Genomic DNA, 19,815 nt, shown 5'->3' on the forward strand with positions numbered 1-19,815 from the left:
CCTAGGACCTCGCAGTAGCCGGACTGATCACCGCCGACACCGGGGTGATCCGGTTCGCGGGAAACCCCGACTTGTCCGCATGCGAGCGAATCAGGTCTTCGCTCGGCGCGTTGTACACGCAATAGATCTTGTCGCCGGCGACGTAGCTGTTGACCCATTCGATGTCCGGACCGAGCTCGGCCAGCACACCGTTGGAGTGCTTCGATGCATCGCGAAGCTGCTCGCCCGACATGTTGCCTGCGCCGGGAATCTCACGTTCGATCAGATACTGCGGCATGGCGGTTCTCCCAAGGGAATCCGATGATAGACGCGTGGTTCGCCGCGCGTGTTTGCGGACTCGAGCGTGGCAGCGAACACATCCGCACGTGCACGACATCAAGCTCGTGTTCGCTTGCGTCGATCGTGATTTCTTCGTTAGCTGCAACGCACCTCGCACTGACCTTGCAATTACAAATCGAGGTCTAGCCTGCTCGCTTGCGGTGCGGACGCTTCGACGTCCGATCTCGCCGCTGCCCGCAACGCGAACCGCATCAGTCGCCGGGCATCGCTCCTGGAATCGCCAGGAATGCTGGAGAGGAAAGTCAATGAAGACGAACACGCAAGCGCTGATGTCGTCCTTCGCAGTCGCCACCGTGTTGTTTATCGGCAGCGCGAGCAGTGCGCAGGCGGACGACTGGTTCGTGCTCGGCCAACACGCGGTCAACGAGACGGACGCGAGCGTCGAAATCAAGAGCGAGGCCGGGCGTTGGAAGAAGGACGTCAAGCAGGTGAAGTTGTCGGCGGAAGGCGCCGATGTGCAGATCACCTCGCTGATGTTGCATTGGGACAATCGCCCCGATGACACGATGACGAACGTCGGCACCTTGAAGGCCGGCGGACAGACCGCAGCGAAAGACGCACCGGGTCGCAAGGGTCGGCTGAAGTCCGTAACAGTGCACTACAAGATCGTCGGCAATGCACCGACCGCCACACTGAAGGTGTGGGGTTACGACTGAGCAGCACGCACGAAGCGGGCGCCAGCGCTTCGACGCCTGGCGCCCACCGCGGATAGTCGATTCGACACGAACCGCCAACCGCGAGCTGTAGCGATTAAGGAAACGGGGTTGGCCGTCGGCCGGCCTTTCGATTGCTTGCTCAGCGGGAGGTGTCATGCGCATTCCCCTCGTTTGCGTGGTGTCCGCGGCGTTGCTGCTGACCACGAGCTGTTCGCGCGACAAGGCGCCGGCTGCGGCGACGCCTCCAACTGCGACCGCTGCTGCGCCTTCGGCGGCGGCGCCTGCATCCACGCCGACCGCGCGGCCGAAGGAAGTCATCTTCACCGCGCCCGAGTTGATGCAGATGGTCGCGCCGATTGCGCTGTATCCCGATTCGTTGGTGGCGCAGGTGTTGATGGCGGCCACGTATCCGGGGGACGTCGCCGATGCGGCGGCGTGGTCGAAAGCGCATCCGGATGCGAAGGGCGACGATGCGGTGAAGCAGGTCGCAAGCCAACCGTGGGACCCGAGCGTGCAATCGCTCGCGGCGTTCCCGCAGGTGCTCGCGGCGATGGGAGCCCAGGGACCGTGGGTGCAGCGCCTCGGCGACGCATTTCTCGCGCAACCCGATGACGTGATGGACGCGATCCAGCAGTTGCGCCACAAGGCGAAGGCGAACGGCACGCTGGATTCGAACAAATATCAGAAGGTGAGTTCGCAACCGGTTGCTGCGAGCGCGCAGGCCGCGCCGGTCGCATCCGCTGCGCCGGTCGAGCAGGCCGCGGGTGGCTACGAGACGGCGCCGGCGCCGGTGATGAGCGACAACATCGTCATCGAATCGTCAGACCCGCAGACGGTGTACGTGCCGAGTTACGACCCGAACACCGCCTACGGAGAGTGGGGCTACCCCGACTATCCGCCGCCGTATTACCCGCCGCAGCCGAACTACTACCCGATGGGTGGTGCGCTTGCCACGGGCCTGATGTTCGGTGTCGGGCTGGCGGTGACGGATTCGCTCTGGGGCGGCATGAACTGGAACGACGACGACATCGATATCGACGTCGACCGCTACAACAACATCAACAGCAATCGCCAGATCAACGCGAACCAGAACAACTGGAACCACAACGCGGCCAATCGGGACGGCGTGCCGTATCGCGACCAGTACGACCGGCAGAACAACAATCAACGGTTGGAGGGTGCGGATCGCCGTTCGGAGTATCGCGGCGAAGACGCGCAACGCACGCAGTCGCGCGAGCAGGCGCGGGCGTCGATGGAAAAGCGTGGCGTCGATTCGCCGGCGCGAACCAACCAGGAAGCGCGTAACCGTGCGCAGGCCGCGACGAACGATCGCGCACAGGCGGCCAGCCGCGACCAGGCCCGCGATCGTGCGCAGGCGCAGACGCGAGACCGTGCGCAGGCCGATCTCGCGCAGAGCGCGAATCGTGACCAGGCACGTAATCGTGCACAGTCGAGTGCGCAACGCCCGCAGACGCGCGACAGCGCGCAGAACAGGGCGCAAGCGCCGGCGCGGCACAAGCAGTCGCAGAGCAATACGCAGGCACGGTCGGCGGCGCGTCAGCAGCAGACGCGGCAGTCGCCCAGAAACAACGCCTTCGCCGGTGCAAGCAGCCCGCAGCAGTCGCGTGCGTCGGCGCAGCGTGGGCAGGCCAGCGATGCGTCGGCACGACGTTCCTCGTCGTCGCGATCGTCGGGACAGCAAGCGCAGCGACAGTCGTCGCAACGTCAATCTTCACAGCGGCAGGCACCGCAACGTCAGTCCGGCGGAGAACGCCAGGCCGGCGGTCGTCGTTGATCAGGAGGATCCCGTGAAAACTTTCATGTGTTCGCTCGCGCTGGCCCTTGTTGCGGCGGTGGCGTCGTCGACTCCCGCCGCAGCGCAATCGATGTTCGCCACGCCGGACGCCGCCGCCGAAGCGCTGGTCAAGGCGCTGGGCACGCAACGTGCCGACGCCACGGCGCTTGCATCGTTGCTGGGCTCGAACTGGCGCGATTACATCCCGCTGGAAGGTGTCGGTCGTTCGGATGTGGACGCGTTCCTCGCGAAGTATCGCGAGCGTCATGCATTCGAGGTAGGCGCGGACGGCAAGTCGATGCTCAGCGTCGGCACTGATCCCTTCACGTTCCCGATTCCACTCGCCAAGGGCGGCAGCGGTTGGGCCTTCGATACGAAGGCGGGCGCGGACGTCATTCGCGTCCGTCGTATCGGTCGCAACGAACTCGCCGCCGAAGAGTCGCTGCGCGCCTACGATGATGCACAGATCGACTACGCCGAGCTCGATCACGACGACGACGGCGTGCTCGAGTACGCGCAGAAGTTCATGAGTGCCGACGGGCTGCACGACGGCCTGTTCTGGGCGGCTGACGACAGCGGCGAGGTCAGCCCGCTCGGTCCGTTGTTCGGCGACGCGACCGCGGGCAGCGACTGGCACGGCTACCACTTCCGCATCCTCGACGCGCAGGGCCCGTCCGCGCCGCGCGGTGCGCACAGCTACAGGATCGGCAACGACATGACCCGCGGTTTCGCCGCGGTCGCATGGCCCGCCAAGTACGACGACACCGGGGTGATGAGCTTCATGATCAGTCGCGATGGCCGGGTGTTCGAGAAGGATCTGGGGCCGGACTCCGAGAAAGTCGCGCAGTCGATCAAGCAGTTCGACCCCGATACGAGCTGGTCGGAGGTGAAGTCGGAGGTCAAGCCGGCGGTGGCGGCGAAGTAGCGCCACACCGCGCGACCTCTACCGATGAGGCATGTCGACCTGCGCTGTTCTCGCAGGCGCGTTGCCGCGCGCCCGAGGTTCCGCGAAGTCGCGCTAAACGGACTGCGCAGGCGAACACCCCGCGCCATAACGTGACGCCCGCACACGCTACAATGTGACGCACGGCGGCATTCGGGCGCGCTGATCGGGGCATTTCCGCTCTACAGCCTGTCTCAAGGGCCTGCAGGCGTTGGGGAACGCCGGGCACGCGAATTGCAAACACCGTCACAGGGGACATCTCATCCACGCAGCGCCTGACCAAACGGTCGGGCAGGGCACGCCATGGCAGGCGACCCGCGAGCCAGGACAGCATGCGTGCCGGGGCCGACGTTTCCGCACTCCATTCACAGAGCGTCGGAATGACCACCATGGAAACCTATCTGATCACCGGCGGCGCCGGGTTCATCGGCTCGCACCTGTGCGACGAGCTGCTCGACGCGGGTCATCGTGTGCTCGTGATCGACAACCTGTCGACCGGCTCGCGCGACAACTTCGCGCACCACCTCGGCAACCCGCACTTCGAGTTCCATCGCGGCTGCGTCTCCGACCCTATTCTGATGCGCGAGCTGATGGAGCGCGCGGATTACGTCTACCACCTCGCCTCGGTCGTGGGCGTGCAGCGCGTGGTCGAAAGCGCGATCCGCACCATCGAGACCGGCGGGCACGGCATGCATGTCGTGTTGTCGCTGGCGCATCAGCTGGGCAAGCGCGTGCTGTTCACCTCGACGTCCGAGGTGTACGGCAAGTCGGAGAAGCTGCCGTTCCGCGAGGACGATGACCTCGTCTTCGGCGCAACCCATATCGGTCGCTGGTCCTACGCCTGCGCAAAGGCGTTGGACGAGTTCCACGCGCTGGCCTACCACCGCGAGCAGGGTCTCAAGATCGTCGTGGTCCGCTTGTTCAACACAGTCGGGCCCCGACAGTCCGGCAAGTACGGCATGGTGGTTCCCCGCTTTGTCTCGGCCGCGCTCGAAGATCGTCCGATCACCGTGTACGGCGATGGCAGCCATCGTCGCTGCTTCGGTTACGTCAACGATGTCACCTGGGCGCTGCGCCAGCTGATTCGTCGCGAGGACTGCTACGGTCGCGTGTTCAACGTCGGATCGGGCGAGCAGGTGTCGGTGCTCGACCTGGCCAACCGCATCAAGAACCAGTTGAATAGCCGATCCGAAATCCGCTTCAAGTCGTACGAGTCCGTGTTCGGCCCCGAGTTCGAGGAAACGGTAGACCGTTATCCCGACTGCACGCGGCTTCGCGAGGCGATCGGCTTCGCGCCACGAACGACGCTAGAGGAAATCATTGATGCCGTTGCGGAATTCCATGGCGCCCAGCTCGCGTAACGCGCGTTCCACCGTCGCGCTTGTCGCCTGCCTCTGGGCAGGCGCGGCGTCGGCGCAGGCTGTCGAAGCTACTTGGCATGTCGTTCCTCGGATCGAGCATTCAAACGTCACCATCAACGGCAACGACGGCCGGTGGGACGTCTGGAGCATCGCCGGCGGGCGCAGCACTCAAGCCGGCAATTGGTTCGATGCCGCCGTGGCGAGACAGGATCGCAATGGCCTGGTCGACGACGAGGCGCAGCTGTCGGCGGGTACGCGCATCGGCGCGTGGGACACCAGCGCCACGGTGCAGGTTGCGCCGGACGCAAACTTTCTCGCGCAGTGGGGTTACGAGTTGCGTGCCGAGCGCGCAGCCGGTGCCAATCGCCGCGCGGGCCTTGGTTATCGACGCCTGCTGTTCAAGGACAGCAGCGTGAACCTTGCTTCCGCGCACGCAACCTTCTACCGCGGCGATGGCGAGTTCGGCGTCGACTACCGCTTCGGGCGCAATCCGCAACTCGACCACGACATCCGCGTGCTGCAGCTGCACGGCGTGACGCAAAGCGGACGCAACCAGCTCGGCGTCTATGTCGCCGGCGGCGATTATTTATTCGACGCCCTGGGCATTCCGGGCGGTAGTGGATCAGGCTGGTCAGCGAACGTCGCGTACGCGCGGACGATCACACAGTCGACAAGGATCCGATTCGAGCTTGGCGAGGGTCGTGAGACCGACACATTCCGCCAGCACCTGATCGCCATATCCCTGCAATACACCCGATGAGCGTCGAGGCGCTGCTCGTCCTGCTTCTGCTGGCCGCGCTGTGCCTCTGGTTGACGCTGTTCCTCTTCACGATGCTCGACCACTTCATCTATCGCGGGACCTATGGACATTTCCTGACCGTGCTGGAGGCGATCGAGCGCCGCGATGGCGCCTCCGACGCGGGATGGGCGGCGATCGGGGCACACATGCAGCAGGCGAAGACGCGCTATCTCGCGCGCTACCTGAGCAATGCCGGCTCTCACCCCGAGCCCGCACGCATCGCGGCCGAGGCTTACAGGCAGCGCGCCGATACCGCGACGTTGATGGCGCATGCGTCCGACTTCCGATCGCGCCGACGCGCGCGCCAGCTCGTCGCGCTTTATGCGCTGTCGCGCACGTCCGATCCCGCCGTGCTTCCATTGCTCGAACGCGCGCTCGCTAGCCGGCGGCAGGTGGTCGCCTATGCAGCTCTGGACATGCTCGACATACACGGCACCCCCGTTGCTGCGGAAGTGCTTCTGCGCGCGCTCGACAGCGGCGTGCTGCCGGCGTCCCGCGTGTCGACGCACCTCGAGCATTTCAACGTCGACCTGATCGATCTCTACGTTTCGTGGCTCGAGGGTGGCCACGAGAAGTCGCGCTACTGGACGGCGTATCTGCTCGGCAAGTCGCAATACACGGAGCGGACCGCGTCAATCCTGGAAGGGCTGCTCTCTGATCCTGCAGCGGACGTGCGGAAGATCGCGCTGTCGTCACTGTCCGCGCTGGATGCACCGCAGCTCGCGGTGCATGCGCAACGGTGCCTTGAGGACCCGGTGTTCTTCGTCCGCACGCAGGCGGCACGCATCCTCGTGCGGTTCCCCGCGCCTGAGGTCGTGCGGTCACTCGCGCTTCGGCTGTCCGACGAGAGCGATGCCGTGCAGCTGGCGGTCAAGCGATCGCTGGTGGAGTTGGGAACGGTCACGCTGGACGTACTGCCCGCGGCCGGCGACTCGCTCAACGAAAGCGCACGTACCCGCATTCCGGAGATCATCAACACCATCCGCAGCGAACAAGGTGCCGACGTCGCCGATGCAGGGCACCGCGGAGATGTCGGATGTTCGGTAACGGTCAAGTGCTTTCCTTCCTGGCCGAGCTCGTCGCGGCTTACCAGAGCTTTTTCGTCATCGCGCTGCTCGTCACGCTGGTGCTCTCGCTCGCATACGCGCTGCGGTTGCTGGCGCAGCAAGCGGTAGAGAACCCCGCGCCGATCGTGCAGTCCAGCCTGTCGATACCGGTGAGTATCATCGCGCCCGCGCTCAACGAGGAGCGTGTGGTTGTCGCGGCCGTGCAGTCATTGCTCAACCAGAACTACCCGGAGTTCGAAGTCATCCTCATCGACGACGGATCGACCGATGGCACGATCGCCACCCTCCATGCCGCATTCGACCTCGTACCGTCCGACATCCGCGTCAAGGCGACGTTCGAATCCGGCGAAGTGACGACGTTCTACCGCAGCCGCAGCGATTCGCGACTGAGCGTGGTCCGCAAGATCAACCGCGGGTCGAAGGCGGATGCCGTCAACTGCGGCATGAACTTCGCGGCCTACCGCTACCTGTGCTGCGTGGATGGCGACACGATCTACAGCGGCAACGCATTGCTCGATGGCATGGCGATCGTGCTGAAGAACCCCGCGAAGGTCGTGGGCGTAACCAGTTACTTCGGCACGAGTCGCCATCCGGAAGCGAGTGCCGCCGGCGCACGTCGCCGTGTCGACTCGAATTGGCTGAGCGCGCTGCAGAACATCGACCTGATGCGTTCGTTCCTGGTGAACCGGCTGGCCTTCAGTGCGATAGGCGCGATGATGTGCAGCCCGGGTGCGTTCGCGATCTGGCGCAAGGATCTTTTCGCCGAGATCGGCGGATTCGACCCGCGCTTTTCGTGCGAGGACATCGAGTTCACGTATCGTGTCCACGAGCATTTCCGTCGACACAAGCTCGTTTACCAGATCGCATCGCTCCCGCGATTGATCGCGATGACGGAAGGGCCGGACAACATTCGCGACCTCATCAAGCAACGCGCGCGCTGGCAGCGGGTTCTTCTCGAAACGGTCTGGGCGTATCGGCGAATGTGGTTCAACCACCGCTACGGTGCCGTGGGTCTCGTGGCGCTTCCCTACAACATCCTGTTCGAGGCGTTGTCGCCTCTGATGCAGGCGCTCTCGCTGCTTCTGCTCGCAGGGCTGGCTGCTCGTGGCGTTCTCGCAGGCGTTTCGACCGCAGCTATCCTGCTTTCGACGGCATTGCTCGTCGCGATGCCGAGCATGCTGGCGGTGCTCATCGACAATCGCCAGCACCGCGACTACCGCACGCGCGACCTCGTGATGATGAGCCTGTACTCGCTTCTCGATCTCGCCCTGTTCAAGCCCATCATCCTGATCGCCGGCCTCAAAGGCAGCCTCGATTTCCTGAAAGGGAAGAAAGGCTGGGACAAGTTCGAGCGCAACGTTCGAAGGTCGGCGGTCTGAGCCGGCGCGCGCAGGTTTCGCTCGTCTGACCAGCGGATACGCGCGGCTTCGCCGCCGCGGCCTATGCTTCGCCGATGCACAAGCTCGCCGACACCTTCTGGAACCTCCGCGGCACCTACCGGGTTGCCGGCGTGCTCAACATCGGCACGCACATGTCGCTCGTGCAGCGAAGCGACGGCCGCTTCGTCGTCATCGACGGCTGCGGGCTCGACGATGCCCAGCGTGCGGCGGTGATGGCGCTCACCGACAACGGCGAAAAGGTGGACGCGGTCGTGCATGTGCACCCGTTCCACACGATGCATGTCGACGCGACGCATCGCCTGTTTCCTTCAGCGGCGTTGCACGGCACGGAGCGTCATCAGAAGCGCTTTCCGTCGCTGCCGTGGTCGCCGATACCGATCGAGAGGTGGACGACCGACAATCCGTTCGCCGACGTGTTCGATCTCTCAGTGCCCGACGGTGTCGATTTCGTCTGCGCCAACGAGCGCGTGCACGTGGCGTCTGTGCTGGTGCGGCATCGACGGAGCGGCATCGTGCATGTCGACGACACGCTCAATGTCCTGGCCGGGCAGGGCCCATTGAAGGACGTGCTGCCGCAATCGTCGCTGCGCATGCATCCGATGTTGGGCCGAGCCCTCAAGCGCGAACCCGGCGCCGCGCACGCGTATGCCGCGTGGGCGCGTGAGCTGGCTTCGCGCTGGTCTGACACGCGCATCGTCTGCGCGGCGCACTCGGGGGTGCGGCATTTGGCCGAGGGCGGCTTCGCGCGCGAAGTCGAGGCGGCGCTGGCGAAGGTGTCGAGGACGCTCGGCCGGCATCGGGCGCGCTACGGCTAGGCTTCGTGTAACGCGCCCGCTCAGCGGCAGACGCTTTGACGCGAGGTCGCGCCCGTCACTTCGAGCGTCAGAACCGGTCTGCAACCCGATCTGCGACGCCTGAACACGGACCCGCACGGTCGCGCCCGGCACAATAGGCGCCTCACCGACACACCGCGACTCGATGGCCTCGCTCCGCCTCTCCTTCGTCTTCCTGCTGATCACCCTCAACACGGTGCTGCACGTCGTGCCGTTGCTCGTCGTCGCGATGGTCAAGGCGGTGCTGCCGTCCGAGCGCCTGCGTCGCGCGACCAATTCGTTGCTGACCGGCATCGCCGAGAGCTGGATCGCGTTCAACACCTGGGCGGTGGATCGATTCACGCCGACGCGCGTGGACGTGCGGGTGGACGCAGCGCTGCGCAAGGACGGCCATTACCTGATGCTCGCCAACCACCAGAGCTGGGTGGACATCGTGGTGATGCAGAAGGTGTTCAACCGTCGCATCCCGCTGATGCGGTTCTTCCTGAAGCGCCAGTTGTTCTGGGTGCCGCTGCTTGGGCTCGCGTGGTGGGCGCTCGATTTCCCGTTCATGGGCCGCTACACGCCCAAGCAGATCAAGCAGCGTCCCGAGCTGGCTGGTCGCGACATCCAGGCCACGCGGCGCGCCTGCGAGAAGTTCCGCTCGATTCCGGTGACCATCGTCAACTTCGTCGAGGGCACGCGCTTCACGCCGGCCAAGCACGCGGGGCAGGGCGCGGACTACGTGCACCTGCTGCGGCCGAAGTCGGGCGGCGTCGCGTTCGTGCTCGATGCGATGGGCGAAGGCCTGCACGCGATCCTCGATGTCACGATCGCGTACCCCGGCGGCCGGCCGACGCTCGCCGACCTGCTCGGCGGACGGATTCGCGAGGTGCGCATGAGCGTGCGCGAGCGTCCGATTCCCGCCGAGCTGCTCGGCGGCGATTACCAGAACGATCGCGGCTTCCGCGTCCAGTTCCAGAAGTGGATGAACACCCTGTGGCACGAGAAGGACGCAGAGATCGCGCGACTTCTGGCGCAGTGAGGCCTTACAGCGCCTGATCGCGCCCCATCCAACCGCCCAATCGAGCGGCACCGGCGCCGCACCGGCTTACCTGCAACACTACGCACCACACGCTGCGGCCCGCCCGCGCCCATCTTCTGGACTCCGCTCTGAAAACCCCCGCAAGCCTGCAGACGCTGATCGACGACGGTGTCATCGACGAAGTGCTGCGTCCGCTCAAGAGCGGCAAGGAAGCCGCCGTGTACGTGGTGCGTGCCGGGGACGACGTGCGCTGCGCGAAGGTCTACAAGGACATGGCGCAGCGCAGCTTCAAGCAGCGCGTGCAGTACCAGGAAGGTCGCAAGGTGCGCGGCAGCCGCGAGACGCGCGCCATCGGCAAGGCCAGCAAGTACGGCAAGAAGCAGCAGGAAACGGCCTGGAAGAACACGGAGGTCGAAGCGCTGTACACGTTGCGCGACGCCGGCGTTCGCGTGCCGACGCCCTATGGGTATTTCCACGGCGTGCTGGTGATGCAACTCGTCACTGATGCCGACGGTTACTCCGCGCCGCGACTCGGTGAGGTCGAACTCGAAGCGGACCAGGCGCGCGAGTTCCACACCGTTCTCATGCGGCAGGTTGTGCGCATGCTCTGCTGCGGCCTGATCCATGGCGACCTGTCGGAATACAACGTGCTGGTCGGACCGGACGGCCCGGTGGTCATCGACTTCCCGCAGGTCGTGAGCGCGGCCGGCAACAACGCCGCGCGCACGATGCTGCTTCGCGACGTCAACAATCTCACCGCGAGCCTCGGCCGCTGGGCGCCGGAACTGCTCGACACGTGGTACGGCGAGGAAATGTGGGCGCTGTACGAAGCTGGCGAATTGCAACCCGATACGCCGTTGACCGGCAAGTTCACGCATGACCACCGCAGCGTGGACCTCGACAGCGTGCGCGATGCGATCAACGACGCACGCGAACTCGCGCTGATCCGCCAGCAGGGGCGCGAGGCGCAGGACGACGATTGATCGACGCTCGCGGTCCGGGAGCGCTTGAAACGCGGCGTAGCGCACGAAACCGACCAGTTCAGCGAACCGGGTCAATGAAGGCAAAGCGCGGCCGATAACACCGGCATCCGTTCGTCCGTGACCTGACCCATGAAGCGTTTGTCCGCCGCGTTGTTGCTTGCCTTGATCGCTATCGCCCCCGCGTACGCCGCGCCGCCCACGAAAGCGGAGCTCGATGCATCGGGGGCGAAGTTCCAGCAGGCCGAGGCTCTGAGCAAGACCGACTCGCGCGCTGCGCTCCCGTTGTACGAAGAGGCGGCGCAGCTGGGTCAGGATCCGGACATCGCCTACATGCTGGCGGTGGTGAACCAGAACATCCTCAAGAACGATAAGCAGGCGGCCCACTGGATGGCGCTTGCGGCCGACTGGGGCCATGTGGATGCCAAGTTCCAGTTCGCGACGATGCGCGTATCGGGCTACGGGACGATGCGCGATGTCGTCGGTGGCCTGGACACGATCGACGAAATGGCGCGCGCGGGCTACGAGCCGGCGCAGGGCGCGGTGCGCCAGTTCCGATCCGAGCAGGACGCGAAGGCCCAATGCCTGATCGACGCGCTGCGCGAAAAGGGCTACCAGGAAGCCCTCGGCAGCCGCTTCTACCGCATCGACGAAGGGCAGGGCGAAACCTCGCGCGGCGACACGTTCAAGGTGCGCGGCCTCCGCAATGACAGCCCGGCATGGGCAACGGTCAGCGTCGACGGCTACGACGGCGTGAACGTCAGTCGCTACGGCGACAGCTTCATGTTCTCGAGCACGTACAACGCGCGTCCCGCGAGTGCGGACGGCGTTGCGACGGTCGCCGCGTTGCGCTCGAAGTGCGAACTCGACGACATCGATTGATCGGGAGCGCGACGCGTTCGCACGTGATTTGGCGCACGCGGGTGCGAGCAGTCAACGAGAGCGCTTGGCGCATGCTTCCCGCTGAAATGCAGATGGCGCGCCTCGCCCTGATCGAGGCGAATACGCCAGAGATGTCGTGCAGACGCATGTTCCGCACGACGTCGATGCCGCAGCGCTGAACATCCGCACGCCCGAGCCCGCCACTGTTCGCACGCTGTCCACGGTCGCCGGCGAATGCTCGCCGGGCTCCGCTCCTTCCGGCGGAAGAGGACAGCCATGAACAGTGCAGTCGACGGCTTGCTTCAGCAGCTCGCCAATCACGGAAACGCGCCGGTGCCGCCCGCGGCGCAGGAACAGTTCCATCAGATCGTCCAGTCCGCGCCGCCCGAGGTGGTGAGCCAGGGCTTGCAGGACGCATTCAATTCCGAGCAGACCCCGCCGTTCGCGCAGATGGTCGGGCACCTGTTCGGGCATGCGAACGATCAGCAGAAGACCGGGATGCTCGGCGCGCTGCTCGGCGGCCTCGGCGGTGGATCGCATCCGCCGCTCGCGCAGGCCGGTATCAACGCGACGCCCGAGCAGGCGCCGCAGATGTCGACGCAGCAGGTCGAGCAGATCGCGCAGCAGGCGCAGCAGGCGAACCCGGGCATCGTCGGGCAGATGAGCCAGTTCTACGCGCAGCACCCGGTGCTGGTGAAGTCGATCGGCGCGATGGCGATGGCGGCGGTGCTGGGCCGGATGCATGGCCCCGGTCGCTGATTCGAGAGCATTGAACGGGTCGACGGTCGAGTCGAACCGCCGGGAAGGGCTGCCGTCGGCGGCCCTTCTTTTTGCGCGTCTGGTGAGCAACACGCGGGGACTCAGGGTCGGGCGCGACCCCGGCCAGCACGGCTCCGCCGGGGTAGTTCAGACGAACGGCAACCAAGCGGTTGCTTTATCGCGATGGCCGGGAGTACTGTGTGTCGCGCAACCTGAAGGTTGCGCGTTCCGAACACGGACCCGCCCCGCGCATCCGCGCGCAACGATCACCAGGACGCCATGGACATCGAAGCCACCACCGACGCCATCGAACGCAGCATCGTCATCAACGCACCGCGCGATCGTGTCTGGCGCGCACTCACCGACACGACCGAATTCGGCACGTGGTTCGGCGCGAAGGTGCAGGGCCAGAATTTCGGGCTCGGGCAGCGCGTTCGCGGCCCGATCACCAGTTGCGGCTACGAGCACATCAATTTCGACGTGGTCGTCGAACGCCTCGACCCGCAGGACGTGTTCGCGTATCGCTGGCATCCGTACCCGATCGATCCGACGGTCGACTACGACGCCGAAACGCCGACGCTGGTGACGTTTACGCTGAAAGACGCGCCCGGAAACGCGACGCTGCTGACCGTCGTCGAATCAGGCTTCGACCAGGTTCCGCCGACCCGTCGCCTCGAAGCGTTCCGCATGAACGGCCGCGGATGGACGGCCCAGCTGGAAAGCATCGCGCGCCATGTCGGCTAAGCGTGACCGCGCAGGGCAGGGCATCGCCGCCCTGCCTGACGTCGAGCGATCGAGCGAAGCGCTGGCCCGCGTGTTCGCCGCGCTTGGTGACCCCACGCGACTTCGCCTAGTCGCGCTGCTGTGTGCGGGCGGTGCGTTGTCGATCGCGCAGCTCACCGCGACCACGCACATCAGCCGGCAGGGCGTGACCAAGCATCTCGAGGTGCTCGCGCAGGCGGGTGTGGTGCAGGACGTGCGTTCCGGCCGCGAACGTCTGTGGCGACTCGATCCCGCGCAGATCGAGGAAGCGCGTCGCACGCTCGAAGTGATCGGGCAGCAGTGGGATGTCGCGCTCGGCAGCCTCAAGGCGTTTGTCGAGTCGAATTGAGGAGTCAGGGCGTCGTCGCCACGGTTGCGGCGACACCTGCTCGCTGTCGACTAGCCAGCGTTTGCCATCGGGTCCCATACACGCCGGTCGCGTCGCGCGACCGCACGGCGGGGTATGGGCACTTGTGCCGGTAGCGGGCGACCCCCGAGAATCCGCCGCGTCGATGCGGGGGCCATGGGGTGGCTGACGTACGCATCGAATGCAGATGCCGTTGACTCGGTGCGCCGTCCAGCGCGCCGTCGCCGCACCACCAGGGGAAATTCCGGATGAGCACTCTCGTGCAGGCGCTATGCGCCCGCCTGGCCGCGCGCGCGCGGCATTGCATTGGCGCGGGCTTGATGGCGGCCGCGATGATGGTTGTCGCGCTGCCGGCCGTCGCTGGGCCGGTCAACGGCGTAACCACCTTCGGATCCGGCGGTGGCGACCAGTCGGTCGGATCCGGCGTTGGTGGTGCCACGGCCTACAACGCGCGCGGCAGTGGGTGGGACATCCAGGTCGTCCTTACCCAGGCGAACCAGGTAGGCCTGTTTGCGGGCGATCTTTTCGTCAGCACCGGCGGCGACGGGATCTACTACCAGGAGACCAGCGGCTACACGTTGACGATGGGGAGTTTCAACGTCGCGTCGTCTGACAAGAGCCTGTTCGACCTGCAAGGGTTCCAGTTCACTTCATCGACGGGCGGGTCGGTGCTGCAGTTCCGCGTTACTGGCTACAGGTATGGCGCACCGGTAACCGGCGCTACTGCGGACGTTTCGTTCCCGGACGACACCGTCGCCGGCAACGTCGACGTATCGAGCAACCCGGCGTTCGACGATATCGACGAGTTCCGCATCACCACCGTCGGCCCGCCGACCGGTTACTTCGGCATTGACAATATCAATGTTCAGAACGTGCATCCCCCCGCGCCGCGCGTGACGCAGGTAACGAGCACGACCGCTAACGGCACGTACAAGGTCGGAGACGTAATCCTGCTGCAGGTCGCATTCGACCAGGCGATCTCCGTCGTCGGCACGCCGCGGCTCACGCTTGAAACTGGAGCAACCGATCGTGTCGCGAATTACACGGGCGGCACCGGCACAACAGCGCTCACTTTCACGTACATCGTGCAGGCCGGCGACACCGCGACAGATCTCGACTATGTCGGCTCGACAGCGCTTGCACTCAATGGCGGCACTCTCCGCAACTCCAGCGCAGTCGACGCCCTGCTGACGCTACCGCCGCCGGGCGGCTTTGGATCGCTCGGCTCCAACAAGAACATCGTGATCGACGGCGTTTTTCCGACGATCTCGTCCGTTTCCTCATCGACCGCGAACGGCACGTATAAGGCCGGCGACGTCATCGCAATTCGGGTCAGCATGAGCGAGGCGGTGACCGTCACAGGCACGCCGCAGATCACGCTTGAAACGGGCACGACCGACCGCGTGGTGAATTACGCAAGCGGCAGCGGGACATCGACGCTGACGTTCACGTACACCGTGCAGGCCGGTGACACGGCGACAGATCTCGATTACGTCTCGACTACAGCGCTTGCACGGAACGGCGGCACGATCCGTGACGCTGCGGGCAACGACGCGGCGCTCACGCTTGCCGCGCCTGGCGCCTCGGGCTCGCTGGGCGCGAACAAGGCGCTGGTGATCGACACTACGGCACCGTCGGTGTCGGCGATCGTCGTCAACGGCACGCCCGCCGGAAACACCAGTTCGATCAGCTTCCACGTGACTTTCAGCGAGAGCGTGTCGAACGTATCGGTCGACGACTTCGCGCTCGTAACGACCGGAACGGCGTCGGGCACGATCGCCAGCGTTTCCGCAGCGAGCGGCTCCGCGTTCGACGTGACCGTGAGTGGCATCAGCGGGAACGGAACGCTCGGCCTGACGTTGAACGCCGGCACGAACATCGTCGACGGCGCCGGCAACGGCCCGCCTGCCGCATTCGCTGCCGGCGCCACGCATGCAGTCGTCCCGCTTGCGCCGGATGCGCCCACTATCGGCAGCGCAACGGCCGGCGACGGGCAGGCGACGCTGACGTTCACGGCGCCCGCGTCGAACGGCGGCGACACGATCACGGGTTACACGGTCACATCGCTGCCGAGCGGCATCAGCGCGAGCGGCGCGTCGTCGCCCATCGTGGTCAGCGGTCTCACCAACGGCACGTCGTACACGTTCACCGTCACTGCGACGAATTCGGCGGGTACGGGCGCGGCGTCGGCTGCATCGAACGCGGTCACGCCGAAGGCCGATCAGTCGATCATTTTCGCCAACCCGGGCGCCCAGAACTTTGGCACGTCGCCAACGCTGACCGCGACATCGACCTCGGGCCTGACGGTCAACTTCAGTTCGACGACGACCGGCGTGTGCACGATCACATCCGGTGGCGCGCTGACCTTCGTGTCCTCCGGCACGTGCACGATCAGCGCAGACCAGGCGGGCGACGCCGCAACGAACGCGGCTGCGACGGTAACCCACAGCTTCAACATCAACACCGTGCTCCCCGCGGCCCCCACGATCGGCGTGGCGACGGCGGGCGACGCGCAAGCGACGATCACGTTCACCGCGCCTGCGTCCAACGGCGGTGCGACGATCACCGCGTACACGGTGACATCGCTGCCGGGCGGCATTACCGCGACGGGCGCCAGTTCGCCGATCACGCTGACGGGTTTGACCAACGGCGTCGCGTATTCGTTCACCGTCACCGCGACGACGTCGGCGGGCACCGGTGCCGCATCGACGGCGTCGAACACGGTCACGCCGAAGTCCAGCCAGGCGATCACCTTCAACAATCCGGGCGCGCAGTTGTTCGGCACGTCGCCGACGCTGAGCGCGACGTCCGACGCGGGCCTGCCGGTGTCGTTCTCGTCGTCGACGACATCGGTCTGCACGATCACCAGCGGCGGTACGCTGACCTTCGTTGCCGCAGGCGCATGCACGATCGACGCCGACCAGGTAGGTGACGCGAGCCACCAGCCTGCACCGCAGGTTAGCCGCAGTTTTATCGTCAATGCCAACGTGCCGAGCGCACCCACGTCGGTCACGGCCGTCGCAGGCAATACGCAGGCAACGATCTCGTTCGCAGTGCCGGTCACCGCAGGCGGTGCTGCAATCAGCGGCTATACCGTGACGTCGAGCCCGGGCGGGATCAGCGCGAGCGGTGCGGCGAGCCCGATCGTCGTGACCGGCCTCGCCAACGGCACGTCGTACACGTTCACCGTCACGGCGACGAACAGCGCGGGTACGGGTGCGGCCTCCGCGCCGTCGAACGCGGTGATGCCCGCGCCGCCGCTCGTAGCGTCGCCGGTCAGCGCGACCGTGCCTTACGCAGCGGGCGCGACGCCCGTGGCGCTGAACATCGTCGGCACTCCGACTGCGGTGTCGATCGGCGCAGCGCCGGCGCACGGGACGGCCGTCGCCAGCGGAACGACGATCACGTACCAGCCCGCCGCGGGTTACGCGGGCAGCGACAGCTTCACGTACGTCGCGACCGATGGCATGACCACCACCGCGCCGGCCACGGTGACGATCACGGTGTCGAACGCGACCGTGTCGGTCGACGCAGCGACGTTGGCGAACGGTGTCGGCGGTAGCGCCTACAACCATGCGTTCACCGCGAGCGGTGGTGCGGCGCCGTACACGTTCGCGTTGAGCGGCGGCGCATTGCCGAACGGCATGACGCTGTCGTCCGCGGGTGTGCTTGGTGGCACGCCGACGCAGGCGGGCACGTTCAACTTCACCGTGCAGGCGACGGATCACAGCACCGGGACCGGCCCGTTCGCGGCGCAGCGCGGCTTTACGCTCGTCGTCGACGTACCGCAGATCGCGTTCAGCACGGGCGCATGGCCGGCGGCGACGTTCGGCATCGCGCTCGCGCAGACGCTGCAGGCGAGCGGCGGCACCGCGCCGTACACGTATGCGATCACCAACGGCGTCCTTCCGCAGGGCGTGACGTTGTCGAGCGCGGGTGTGCTGTCCGGTGCGCCGACGCAGACCGGCACGTTCGACGTCACCGTCGAAGTGCGCGATGCGAATGGTTTCAATGCTGCGCATGCGTTCCAGCTGGTGATCGCGCAGGCTGCGCAGTCGATCAGCGCGTTCGTCGCCAACCCGACCGCACCGGTGTTCGCACCGAACGGCACGTTCGCGGTCAGTGCGCAGGGCGGTGCATCGGGCAATCCGATCGTGTTCGCGAGCACTACGCCGGCGGTCTGCACAGTCACAGGCGCCAACGTCACCATGCGCGCGGCCGGGCGTTGCAGCCTCACCGCCGACCAGGCCGGCGATGCGCGTTATACGGCGGCCCCGCAGGCGCGTCTGGATGTCGACATTGCCGCTGCGGTTCCCGTGCTCACGTGGCCGACGCAGGTATCGAAGGTGCTCGGCGAGCCCGCGTTCGATCTCGCGAACCCGCAGAGCCCGAGCTCTGGCGCGTTCACGTTCACCATCAGCCAGCCGGAGGTCGCGAGCATCAGTGGTCGCACCGTTACGTTGCACGGGGCGGGCACCACGATCATCACCGCCACGCAAGCAGCGAACGGCAACTACACCGCCGGCAGTGTGCAGATGCAGCTCGTGGTTGCCGCGCGTCCGGATCCGACGCGTGATACGACCGTGACCGGCCTTCTGCAGGCACAGGTCGATGCGAGCGTGCGTTTCGCAAACGTAGAACAGTCGAACATCCGCGACCGTCTGCGTCAGGTGCGCAGCGGCGGAAATGCATCGTCCGCGAATGTCGCGCTCGCTTACGAAGGCGGTGCGAACGCGCCGGGTCTGTCGGTGCCGTTGAACGCGGGCAACGCGTGGCCGTCGATGCCGCACGGCTGGGGGCTTTGGCTCTCTGGTACGGCGACGTTCGGCAGCAGTGGCCGTGCCGGCGCGTTCGACTTCCACACCGATGGCATCACGCTCGGCATGGACCACGCGATCGGCGACAGCGTGTTGATCGGTGTCGCCGGCAGCATCGCGCGCAACAACAGCGACCTCGATGACGACAGCTCACATCTCGATGCCGACCAGCACTCGCTCGCGCTTTATGGGCTCTGGCGCGCGGGCGACCATCTGTTCGTGGACGGCATGCTCGGCACGGGCACGCTGGGCTTCGACATCGAGCGCTGGAGCCACGACGCGAATGCGCTCGGCACGGCGAAGCGCGACGGCGACCAATGGTTCGCGTCGATGTCGATGGGCTACGAGCATCGCGGCGCCGCGCTCACGCTCACGGGGTACGGGCGCGTCGATGCCAGCCATACGTCGCTGGACGATTACAGCGAGACCGGCCTCGGCATCTACGACCTCCGCTACGGCCGCCAGGCGATCGAGAGCAGCACGGTCGCGCTCGGGCTCGAAGGCAGTTGGCTGGTCGGCGGTGCCGGGCATCTGCGGCCGTTCTGGAACGTCGAGTACCGCGAGGCCATCGACGACCGCGGCGAGGCGACGATGAATTACGTGATCGTCCCCAACGCCACGGACTACCGCCTGCGCATGTCGAGCTACAACGACAACGCGCTGTCGCTGAACCTCGGTATGGATGTATCGCTCGGCCGCAGCTGGCTGTTGTCGCTGGCGTTCGGCCACGAGCAGGCGCGAGGCTCGACCGACGCGAACAGCATCGGGCTGCGTCTGTCGTATGGCGCGCAGCCGGGTGCGACCTCGTCGGCCGCCGAATCGGCGACCGATGAGTCGACGAAGACGCGGGCGGAATGTGGCGGCCCGCGGTGCCGACGCACCGCCGCCCACTGAAGCGAGACCTCATCCGACCACGGAGACGCCCGGCACCTGCCGGGCGTTTTCGTTTCCGGCGGGGTGTCCGGCGAGAGTCGCGCGCCGCGGCCCGACCGCCCCATGAATGCCGACACTGCGATCGGCGCGCCATGACC

General features: G+C 66.1%; 16 protein-coding genes. 15 read left to right on the plus strand and 1 reads right to left on the minus strand.

Annotated features, from left to right (window positions below; all coding sequences use genetic code 11):
* Position 1: 1 nt before the first annotated feature.
* Complete coding sequence (locus ACVWWW_RS06825) at positions 2-277, minus strand: DUF4242 domain-containing protein (RefSeq protein ID WP_027082752.1); 276 nt, start codon at positions 275-277, stop codon at positions 2-4.
* Positions 278-584: 307 nt separating this feature from the next.
* Here ACVWWW_RS06825 and ACVWWW_RS06830 point away from each other — a divergent pair, with 307 nt between their 5' ends.
* The 15 genes from ACVWWW_RS06830 (at position 585) to ACVWWW_RS06900 (ending at position 19,678) form a co-directional block, all read left to right on the plus strand.
* Complete coding sequence (locus ACVWWW_RS06830; protein WP_027082753.1) at positions 585-995, plus strand: DUF2541 family protein; 411 nt, start codon at positions 585-587, stop codon at positions 993-995.
* A 154-nt stretch (positions 996-1,149) separates the two neighbouring features.
* On the plus strand, positions 1,150-2,790 hold the full coding sequence (locus ACVWWW_RS06835; protein WP_081672022.1) for a DUF3300 domain-containing protein: 1,641 nt from the start codon (positions 1,150-1,152) through the stop codon (positions 2,788-2,790).
* Between the two features lie 13 nt (positions 2,791-2,803).
* Complete coding sequence (locus ACVWWW_RS06840; protein WP_196804350.1) at positions 2,804-3,715, plus strand: DUF2950 domain-containing protein; 912 nt, start codon at positions 2,804-2,806, stop codon at positions 3,713-3,715.
* Positions 3,716-4,122: 407 nt separating this feature from the next.
* Entirely contained in the window at positions 4,123-5,094 is a 972-nt protein-coding gene (locus tag ACVWWW_RS06845; protein ID WP_027082755.1) for a GDP-mannose 4,6-dehydratase, read from the plus strand.
* Positions 5,075-5,854, plus strand: a complete 780-nt coding sequence (locus ACVWWW_RS06850; RefSeq protein WP_027082756.1) for a YaiO family outer membrane beta-barrel protein — start codon at positions 5,075-5,077, stop codon at positions 5,852-5,854. Before ACVWWW_RS06845 ends, ACVWWW_RS06850 begins: the two co-directional genes overlap by 20 nt.
* On the plus strand, positions 5,851-7,068 hold the full coding sequence (locus ACVWWW_RS06855; RefSeq protein WP_456998660.1) for a HEAT repeat domain-containing protein: 1,218 nt from the start codon (positions 5,851-5,853) through the stop codon (positions 7,066-7,068). The genes ACVWWW_RS06850 and ACVWWW_RS06855 overlap by 4 nt, the downstream gene beginning before the upstream one ends.
* 41 nt (positions 7,069-7,109) lie before the next feature.
* Positions 7,110-8,339: a glycosyltransferase family 2 protein gene (locus ACVWWW_RS06860; protein WP_456998742.1), complete on the plus strand. Its 1,230-nt coding sequence runs from the start codon at positions 7,110-7,112 to the stop codon at positions 8,337-8,339.
* Between the two features lie 74 nt (positions 8,340-8,413).
* Positions 8,414-9,175: a hypothetical protein gene (locus tag ACVWWW_RS06865; RefSeq protein ID WP_027082759.1), complete on the plus strand. Its 762-nt coding sequence runs from the start codon at positions 8,414-8,416 to the stop codon at positions 9,173-9,175.
* A 163-nt stretch (positions 9,176-9,338) separates the two neighbouring features.
* A complete protein-coding gene (locus ACVWWW_RS06870) occupies positions 9,339-10,217 on the plus strand; it encodes an acyltransferase (RefSeq protein ID WP_027082760.1) in 879 nt (292 codons plus the stop codon).
* A gap of 128 nt (positions 10,218-10,345) precedes the next feature.
* On the plus strand, positions 10,346-11,200 hold the full coding sequence (locus tag ACVWWW_RS06875; RefSeq protein WP_027082761.1) for a PA4780 family RIO1-like protein kinase: 855 nt from the start codon (positions 10,346-10,348) through the stop codon (positions 11,198-11,200).
* A 129-nt stretch (positions 11,201-11,329) separates the two neighbouring features.
* Positions 11,330-12,079 (plus strand): sel1 repeat family protein, encoded by a 750-nt coding sequence (locus ACVWWW_RS06880; RefSeq protein ID WP_027082762.1) that lies wholly within the window; start codon positions 11,330-11,332, stop codon positions 12,077-12,079.
* 276 nt (positions 12,080-12,355) lie between these two features.
* Positions 12,356-12,838 (plus strand): hypothetical protein, encoded by a 483-nt coding sequence (locus tag ACVWWW_RS06885; RefSeq protein ID WP_051235025.1) that lies wholly within the window; start codon positions 12,356-12,358, stop codon positions 12,836-12,838.
* 279 nt (positions 12,839-13,117) lie between these two features.
* Positions 13,118-13,582 (plus strand): SRPBCC family protein, encoded by a 465-nt coding sequence (locus ACVWWW_RS06890; protein ID WP_036141850.1) that lies wholly within the window; start codon positions 13,118-13,120, stop codon positions 13,580-13,582.
* Entirely contained in the window at positions 13,572-13,949 is a 378-nt protein-coding gene (locus ACVWWW_RS06895; RefSeq protein WP_081672028.1) for a metalloregulator ArsR/SmtB family transcription factor, read from the plus strand. The genes ACVWWW_RS06890 and ACVWWW_RS06895 overlap by 11 nt, the downstream gene beginning before the upstream one ends.
* A gap of 266 nt (positions 13,950-14,215) precedes the next feature.
* A complete protein-coding gene (locus ACVWWW_RS06900; RefSeq protein WP_051235027.1) occupies positions 14,216-19,678 on the plus strand; it encodes an autotransporter domain-containing protein in 5,463 nt (1,820 codons plus the stop codon).
* Positions 19,679-19,815 lie beyond the last annotated feature (137 nt).

It is taken from the genome of Lysobacter sp. HA18, from assembly GCF_054057595.1.